The sequence below is a fragment of the Corallococcus sp. AB030 genome, from assembly GCF_003668965.1.
GTDB classification, from domain to species: domain Bacteria; phylum Myxococcota; class Myxococcia; order Myxococcales; family Myxococcaceae; genus Corallococcus; species Corallococcus exiguus.
The window spans coordinates 19,897-28,656 of record NZ_RAWQ01000140.1; the positions used below are offsets into that span (position 1 = coordinate 19,897).

4 protein-coding genes and 1 pseudogene are annotated in these 8,760 nt (G+C 71.2%); all 5 read left to right on the forward strand.

All coding sequences use genetic code 11. From position 1 onward, the window contains the following. Positions 1-7 precede the first annotated feature (7 nt). Positions 8-3,346: a response regulator gene (locus tag D7Y15_RS28550; RefSeq protein ID WP_120578258.1), complete on the forward strand. Its 3,339-nt coding sequence runs from the start codon at positions 8-10 to the stop codon at positions 3,344-3,346. Then, positions 3,343-5,181: a sensor histidine kinase gene (locus tag D7Y15_RS28555; RefSeq protein ID WP_120578259.1), complete on the forward strand. Its 1,839-nt coding sequence runs from the start codon at positions 3,343-3,345 to the stop codon at positions 5,179-5,181. The genes D7Y15_RS28550 and D7Y15_RS28555 overlap by 4 nt, the downstream gene beginning before the upstream one ends. A 32-nt stretch (positions 5,182-5,213) precedes the next feature. Beyond that, positions 5,214-6,212 (forward strand): FecR domain-containing protein, encoded by a 999-nt coding sequence (locus D7Y15_RS28560; RefSeq protein WP_120578260.1) that lies wholly within the window; start codon positions 5,214-5,216, stop codon positions 6,210-6,212. Between the two features lie 183 nt (positions 6,213-6,395). Next, positions 6,396-8,300: a hypothetical protein gene (locus tag D7Y15_RS28565; RefSeq protein ID WP_121754540.1), complete on the forward strand. Its 1,905-nt coding sequence runs from the start codon at positions 6,396-6,398 to the stop codon at positions 8,298-8,300. A gap of 50 nt (positions 8,301-8,350) precedes the next feature. Further along, positions 8,351-8,760 (forward strand): annotated as a pseudogene (locus D7Y15_RS28570) (flagellar motor protein); the annotation flags it as partial.

Sequence of the window (8,760 nt, forward strand, 5' to 3'; positions counted from 1 at the left end):
CACCGCCGTGTCCGACCTCCGCCACACGCTGCTCTTCGTCGATGACGAGGCCGACGTCCTGGACATCCTCAGCCGGATGTTCCAGCGACGTTACCGCGTCCTCACCGCTCCCCACGGCAAGGCAGCCCTGGAAATCCTGCGTACTGAGTCCGTGGACGTGCTCGTCACGGACCAGCGCATGCCAGAGATGACCGGCATCGACCTGGTCAACGCCGCCAGGGCGGAGGGCATCGACGTCACCACGTTGCTGCTCACCGCCTACACGGACCCGCAGGACATCATCGCGGCCATCAACCAGGGCCAGGTGTACCGCTACGTCACCAAGCCCTGGGACGTGAACGACCTGCTCATCACCGTGAAGAACGCGGTGGAGTTCGCCCAGCTCAAGAAGGACAAGGAGAAGCTCATCCGCCAGCTGCACCAGCGGGTGGAGGCCCTCTTCGTCCTCTATGAGGTCAGCCGCGCCAGCGCGAACGACCCGGCCAGCTACGACGCCATCATCGACCGCGTGCTCACCGCCGTGGCCCGTGTGCTGCCGTACGACTGCGGCGCGGCCCTCATCGCGCCGGACGGGCAGCGGGGCGCCACGCTGCGCCTGCGCTGCGTGGGCAACGTGGGCGAGGAGGCGCTGCTGGGCGTCAAGGAGTCCATGCTCGGCGCGTACCGCAAGAGCAGCGGCCTGACGCTGCCGGAGGACCGGGTCATCACCCGCGTCACCGGCACCACCACCAAGGACTCCGCGTCCCCCGTCGTCTACCCCAACCAGCTCACGGTGAACCTCACCGCGGCTGGGAAGCCCGTGGGCATGCTGTCGCTGTTCTCCCACCGCGCGGACGCGTTCACGGAGGACGACGGGCTCTTGCTGGACGTGCTCGCCAACCAGACGGCGGACGCCATCCAGTCGCTGCGCTCCGCGGAGGAAGAGGCCCGCCACCGCATGGAGCGCATGGTCGCGTCCATGGCGGACGGCGTGGTGCTCACCGACGAGAAGAACGACATCGTGGTGATGAACCCCGCGGCCCGCCGCATCCTGCACGCGGGGGAGGAAGGGGAGGGGCCCTCCAACCGGCTCCTGGAGGAGCGCCTGGGCTTCCAGCCGTTCCAGCTGGTCCGCAACCTGGAGTACAGCGGCCACCAGGTGCTGCGCGAGGACGTGAAGCTCTTCGAGCGCACCGTGCAGACCACCGTGACGCCCGTCAACGACGCGCGCGGCACCCTGCGCGGCGTGTGCGTGGTGCTGCGCGACATCACCGACCAGAAGCGGCTGGAGGAGCGCAAGGACACCTTCGTCTCCATGGTGAGCCACGAGCTGCGCACGCCGCTCACCTCCATCACCGGCGCCCTGGACCTGGTGCTCAACCGGATGGCGGGGGACATCAACGAGCGGCAGCACCGCTACCTGTCGCTCGCCAAGGACTCCGCGGAGAAGCTCAACAGCATCGTGGATGACCTGCTGGACCTGTCGAAGTACGCGCAGGGCCGGCTGAAGATGAGCTTCGAGCGCATCTACCTGGAGGAACTCGTCCAGCGCGTGGTGGAGAAGTACGGGCCCGCCTTCGCGGAGAAGCGCATCCGCGTGGTGCCCCTGCTGCCCCAGCACCCGCTGCGCGCCATGGTGGACCCCAACCGCGTGAACCAGGTGCTCAACAACCTGCTCAACAACGCGGTGAAGTTCACGCCGGATGGCGGCGAGGTGCGCGTGGAGCTGCGCGCCACGTCCAGCCTGCCCGGCTACGTGGTGCTCTCCTGCTGGAACAGCGGCGACCCCATTCCGGAAGAGAGCCTGGAGCGCATCTTCGACCGCTTCGAGCAGGCCCGCACCCAGGCGAACCGCACCGTGCGCGGCACCGGCCTGGGCCTGCCCATCTGCCGCAACATCGTGGAGGCCCACGGCGGCCGCATCTGGTCCGAGCCGTCCCACAACGGCGTGCGCTTCATCGCCGTGCTCCCCACGGAGCCGCCCCAGGACGTGCTGTCGCAGGCGACCGTGGACACGCTCCTGCCGTCGCCGCAGCCCATCCGCGCGGACTCTCGCGGCAAGGTGCTCATCATCGAGGGCGAGCCCGAGGTGGGCCACATCATGAAGGCGCTGCTCGGCGCCCGGGGCTACCGCGTGCGCCTGGCGGGCTCCGCGGAAGAAGGCCTGTCCGCCGCTCGCAACCTCCACCCGGACGTGGTGCTGGTGTCGGTGCGGCTGCCGGACGTGGACGGCCTGCGGCTGGCGGAGATCCTCCGGAATGATCCGGAGACGCGCCGCGCGCCGCTGCTGCTCACCTCCGCGTTCGACGAGCGCCAGCGCGCCTTCCGTGCCGGCGCGGACGCGTTCCTCGTGCGCCCCCTGGCTGGCGACAAGCTGCTGGCCACGGTGGACTCGCTGGCGCGGGGCCGCGCTGGGGCACAGCACGGTCGCGTGCTGGTGGTGGACGACGACGCGAAGATCGCCTCCATCTGCCGCGAGGTGCTGGAAGGCCTGGGCTTCGAGGTCGGCGTCGCGCACACCGTGGAGGAGGGCCGGCGTTCCCTGCGCGAGCGCAGGCCGGACGCGGTGCTTCTGGACGTCACGCTGCCGGACGGCGACGGGTTCGCGTTCCTGGAGGAGATCAAGGCCGAGCGCGCCAGTGGCCACATCTCCGTTATCTTCATCTCCGCTCGCACGGAGACGTCGTCCAAGGTCCGCGCGCTGAAGCTGGGCGGAGACGACTACATCACCAAGCCCTTCGACGCGCTGGAGCTGGGCGCGCGCGTGGAGAGCATGCTGCGGCGCAAGGAGCAGGAGCTGTCCTCGTCGCCTACCACGCAGCTGCCGGGCTCCACCGCCATCGAGCGGGAGGTGCAGCGCCGGCTGGCCGCGCGCCAGCCGTTCGCGTTCTGCTACCTGGACCTGGACAACCTCAAGGCCTACAACGACTACTACGGCTTCGCGAAGGCGGACGGCGTGGTGCGCCAGACGGGTGACCTGATGCGGGAGGTCTTCCAGCAGGAAGGCGGCCCGGGGGACTTCCTGGGCCACGTGGCCGGCGACGACTTCGTCTTCATCACCTCCGTGGAGTCCGTGGACCGGGTGTGCCAGCGGGCCATCGAGCAGTTCGACCGCATCATCCCGCTCTACTACGACCGGCAGGACCGGGAGCGCGGCCACATCGAGGCGGAGGACCGCTTCGGGGAGAAGCGCGAGTTCCCCATCATGAGCGTGTCCGTGGTGGCGGTGATGACGGACGGCGTGGCGCATGACCACGCGGAGCTGGCGCGCCGGGCCGCGGACATGAAGAAGCGGGCCAAGGCGATCCCTGGCTCCGTCTTCCTGCGCAGCGACTTAGAGCGCGTGGTCCGGTCCGTCACCGGATGAGGCTCTACCAGCAGCTCGTCCTCTTCATGCTCGCCGCGACGGTGCTGCCCCTGGCCATCGTCGGCTTCCTGCTGCTGTCGCGCTCGGAGCACGCGCTGGCCCAGCGCATCGATGAGCAGCAGCGCGCGCTCGCCACCGCCACCGCCGAGGCCGTGGAGGCGAGCCTGATGGAGGTCGTCAACGGCCTCGCCCGCTCCGCGGAGCTGTTGCCCTGGGAGCGCGCCACGCCCGAAGAGGTGCGCGGCATGCTGATGCTCCTGTATGGCCAGTCCACCTCGGTGAGCGCGGTCATCCAGGCGGACTCGAACGGGCAGCCCCTGGGGCCCTCCGTGTTCCGGAGCGCGGAGCCGTTGGAGCGCCATCCCGCCTTCGACGCCGCGAACGTCCGTCAGCTGGCGCACGCGGTGCCGGTGGAGAACTTCCGGGACGGTGGCAAGGGCCAGGCGGCGCTGGGCAGCGCGTATGTGCACCCGGGCTCGGGCGTGGCCGCCGTGGCGGTGGCGGTGAAGCTGGGGGCCTCGGAGGACGCGCCCTACGCCATCGCGGAGCTCGTCTTCACGCAGTTGGAGGCGCTGCTCGCGCGGCGCGCGATTGACGGACAGCGGCTGGACGTGGTCGACGCCGAAGGGCGCGTCGTGGCCAGCTCCCAGCCCGCGCGGCGCATGGCGGCGCTGGAGCCGGAGCTTCGCACCGCGCTGGAGTCCGCCCTGGGCGCGGAAGGCGGGCGCAGCTTCCAGCTGAAGGACCCCGCGCGCAGGGTGAGCGTGGCGTGGGTGAACACGCTGGAGATGGGCGTCGTCGTGACGGAGGACGAGGCCCTGGCGCTGACGCCCGTGCGGGAGCTGCGCACCACGGTGCTCGCATCCGTGGCGGGCGCGCTGGTGGTGCTCCTGGCGCTGGGTGCGCTCTTCACCCGGCGGCTGGACCGGCGGCTCGCGGACGTGGTGCAGGGCGCGGAGGCCTATGGCCGAGGAGAGCTGGAGCGCCGCCTTCGCGTGGAGGGTCAGGACGAATTGAGCGAGCTTGCGTCCACCTTCAACCGCATGGGCGCGGAGCTGGAGGCGTCTCGCTCGCGGTTGATGAGCTGGAACGACGATTTGCGTGTCCGGGTGGAAGAGGCCACGGCGGACCTTCGCGCGGCGCAGCTGCAACTGGTGGAGGCGCAGAAGCTGGCGGCGGTGGGCCAGCTGGGCGCGGGCGTGGCGCACGAAATCAACAACCCGCTGGCCGGCATCCTGGGCAACGTGCAGCTGCTGCTCCTGGACCGCGAGGCGGATGACGTGGACTTCGAAACGCTGCGCAAGATCGAGCAGAGCGCCAAGCGCTGCAAGGACATCACCCAGAATTTGCTGCGCTTCTCCCAGCAGCGCGAGCGCCCGGACCTGCGGCCCATCGACCTGAACGCGGTGGTTCGCGACGCGCTGAGCCTCACGGAGAACCAGACGCGCGGGGAGGGCATCGACCTGGTGACGGAGCTGAGCGTGGAGGTGCCTCGCGTGAAGGCGGACCCCGGGCACCTGTCGCAGGTGGTGCTGGCGCTCTTGTCCAACGCGCGCACCGCGATGCTGAAGACGCCGGTGAAGCGGCTCACCCTGCGTACCGGGGAGCGCGACGGGATGTGCACCCTGGAGGTGGAGGACACCGGCAGGGGCATCGCGGAGAACATCCGGCCGCGCATCTTCGAGCCCTTCTTCACCACCAAGGACATCTGGTCCAATGTGGGCCTGGGACTGAGCGTCGCGTGGCGCATCGTCACGGAGGCCGGGGGGACGCTGGAGGTCCGCTCGGAAGAAGGGCAGGGAGCCCGGTTCACCGTGGTGCTGCCCCGGGCATGACGCCCGCCGCGTGTGGTAGCTAGGACCTTCGCATGGCTGCTTCTCCATCCCACAGGCGACAGGCTCCGTTCCTCATCGGGCTCGTGCTCATCCTGGCCGCGCTGCCGGTGGGCTGGTTCGTCTTCCTGCGGGAGCCTCCCGCGCCGCTGCCGCCGCCCGAGCCGCCCCGCCGCGTCGTCACGGATGCGGAGGCGGAGGCGAAGAAGGCCGTGGAGCTGGTGCTGAGCTCCTTCGAAGGAACCGTGGACGTGAAGCACGGCGAGGCCGGCGCCTGGGAGCCCGCCCGCAAGGACATGCCGCTGCGTCCCACGGACGTGGTGCGCACCGGCCGCGGATCCTGGGCGGTGCTGCTCAACGGCGAGTCCGTGGAGCTGCGCATGGAGGCCGAGACGGAGATCTCCGTGGAGGAGATCTCGAACGAGCTGTCGAAGGTGATGCTGAGCAGCGGTCTGGCCACCGCCACCGTGCGAGGCCGTCCCAACGTGCGCCATACCTTCGTCCTGAAGGCGAAGAACGGCAACGCGGAGGCCAGCACCTCGCAGGGTACCTTCACCATGAGCAACAACGGGACTGGCACCGTGAGCGTGGGCACGCGTGAAGGTGACGTGAAGCTGTCCGACAAGGAGGGCAAGTACGTCATCGTCCGCGCCGGCCAGCGGTCCATCGTCCGCCCCGGCAAGGGGCTCTCTGATCCGGAGCCCATCCCCAGCACCGTGTTCCTGAAGATGGAGTGGCCCACGGGCGAGCAGCGCCAGCGCGAGGTCACCGTTGTCGGCCGCACGGATCCGTTCAACCGGGTGACGGTGGACGGCGTCAGCGTGTTCGCCAACGAGGCTGGGACGTTCAAGCTCGACGTTCCGCTCGCGGAGGGCTCCAACCTGGTCAAGGTGGCCGCCGTGGGCGTGGGCGGCGCGCGCCAGGACGAGCAGCACGAATTGACCCTGGTCCCGCCGCCGCCTCCTCCTCCGCCTTCGCGGAAGAGGCCGGGGACAATCGAGGTCGACGCCGGAGGGATCTGGGATCCTCCCTGATCCACCGGGTCGGTCTGCGGGTCCTACGCGGAGGACCTCACATGGCGGGTGGGGTGGTTTGACGGAAATGTCCGCGGGCCCGACGGAGAGCCCCTTCGCACGGCCTGCGGCACCAAAGTGGTGCAGTCCCGGCGGAGGGCCTTGTAGAGTCGGGAAGCCCTGGAACGTCTCCTGCTCTCCGCGATGGTCTTGCTTTGTGCCCCGGTCTGGGCGGCTTCGCTGGAGCTGCTCGGCCCGGACGTGCCCGTGCCTCCAGAGGGCTTCACGGTCGCGGTGGTGCGCCGGGACGCCGGAGGTCGGCCGGTAGCGTTCACTCCGTCGTCGGTGACGGCGGAGGGCGCGGAGCTCAAGCCCGGACCGGACGCTCCGCCGCTGCGCACCTGGGTCGTGGTGCCGAAGGCCCAGGCGCGCGAGGTGGTGGTGCGCGTGAAGGGGGACGGCGAGGAGGCCCAGGCCCGCTATGACGTGGGGCCGCCCGCGAGCCACATGGAGTTGTCGCTGGAACCCGCGCTGCCCGTGAAGGGGCGCGACACGGAGGCGACGCTCACCGTGAAGCGCCTGCGGCCGGACGGGACGCCGGATGACAGCGGCGCGCCGCCGGTGCTGCGCGCGAGCACCGGACAGTTGGAGGGGCTCAAGCACACCGGGCCGGGCACGTACACCGCTCGCTACGTGCTGCCTCCGACGCGCCTGCCCGAGGCGGCCATCCTGGTGGCGCTGTCCGCGTGGCCGCATCCACAGTCGGTGCATGGGGCGTACGGGCGGCTGCTGGTGCCGCTGGCGTCGTCGGTGAACCTGCCCGGCAAGAGCGAACCCGGAGGCCAGGTGTCGCTGGAGGTGGCGGGGACGCGCTTCGGGCCCGTGCCGGTGGACGCGGCCGGGCGCTTCGTGCTGCCGCTGGTGGTGCCTCCCGGCTACCCGCTGGCCCGTGGCGAGGTGAAGGACGAATCCGGCCACGTGGAGCGCATCAGCATCGACCTCCAGCTGCCGCCCACGGATGGCCTGGCGTGCGTGCTCAACCCGCAGCGGCTGCCCGCCGACGGCGTGTCCCAGGCCCGGCTGCTGTGCGCGACGAGTGATCCGAAGGGGCAGCCCGTCGCGGATGCGCGCGTCACGGTGAAGGCGAAGCACGGCCGGCTGGAAGGGCCCCGGCGCGACGCGAACGGCATGCTGGAGTGGCGCTACACGGCGCCGCGCACGCTCGCGGCGGATGAGCGCATCGAGGCGGCGTGGCCGCAGCGGGGCCCGGGGTCGCGCGAGTCGTTGCCGATGCAGCTGGTGCAGGGCGCGGTGCGCGACGTGACGGTGTCGCTGTCCGAGCCGGTGGTGCACGTGGGGTCGGTGGCGCGGGTGGTGGTGGCGGCGCGGGACGCGGCAGGGCAGCCCCGGCCGGAGGCGAAGGTGGTGCTGACCCCGGCCGAGTGGACCACGGGGCCGGCGGTGGAGTCCCCTCCTGGCACGTTCACGGTCCCGTGGACCGTTCCGGAGAACGGGTATCAGGTGAACGCGGACGTGACGGTGCGCGCGTACGGTCCGCTCGGGATGGAGCCCGCGCGGATCGCGGTGTGGCGGCAGGACACGGAACTCGTCGCGGGCGTGGTGGACCTGGCAGGCTGGCCAGTGCCCCGTCAGCCGCTGCGGGTGAACGGCGCGGCGCGGGTGACGGGGGAGGACGGGACGGTGTTCGTGGGCGGGCTGGTGACCGGCAAGGTGCGCGTGTCGCACGACGTGTGGCCGGGGCTCGACGTCACGGTGCACGTACTGGCCCCCCAGGGACCGGTGTTCCCGGAGTCCGCGCCGCTGGTGCCCGCGCCTGTCGTGGAGCGGGTGAAGCTGGCGCCGCCGCTGCCAGTCAACGTGCGGGTGCGCGTGGAGGGCCCCCGGGTGACCTGCTGGGTGGAGGACCCGAGCGGGCAGGTGCTGCGCGACCGCCCGGTGCACGTCGCGCTGTCCGAGGGCGAGCGGGGTGAGCAGTCCGTGCAGGATGGGCTCACGCGCTTCACCGTGCATGGCGCGAAGGGCCCCGTGAGCGTGTCCGTGGCGGACGTGCGCACCGGCGTGACGGCGGTGGAAGAGGTGCGGCCTTGAGGGCTGGGGTGTCGCGGAGGGCCTTGGGTCCGGGTACCACCGCGGGCTTCCTGCTCGCGCTGCTCCTGCTGTCGTCCGTGGCGTCCGCGCAGTCGCTGTCGTCGGACCTGCCGACGCAGGCGTCGACCATCGCCGGGCGCGTCTGCGTGGACGTGGACGGAGATGGACTCTGTGGGCCCGACGAACCCGGGCTCGCGGACGTGCGCCTGGTGCTGGCCACTGGCCGTGAGGTGCGCACCGATGCCTTCGGCCGCTACCACCTCACCGGCGTGGACTCGCGCGTGCCGGACCTCATCGGCGGCCCGCACCTTCGCCCCGGCCGCCATGCGCTGAAGGTGGATCCGCGCAGCCTGCCGACGTCCAGCCAGGTGGTCCCCCGCGTCGCGACCGTGGAGGTGCCCTGGGGCGCCGCCGCCCTCCAGGACTTCGCCGTGCGTCCGCCACCCACGCCCCCGCGCGC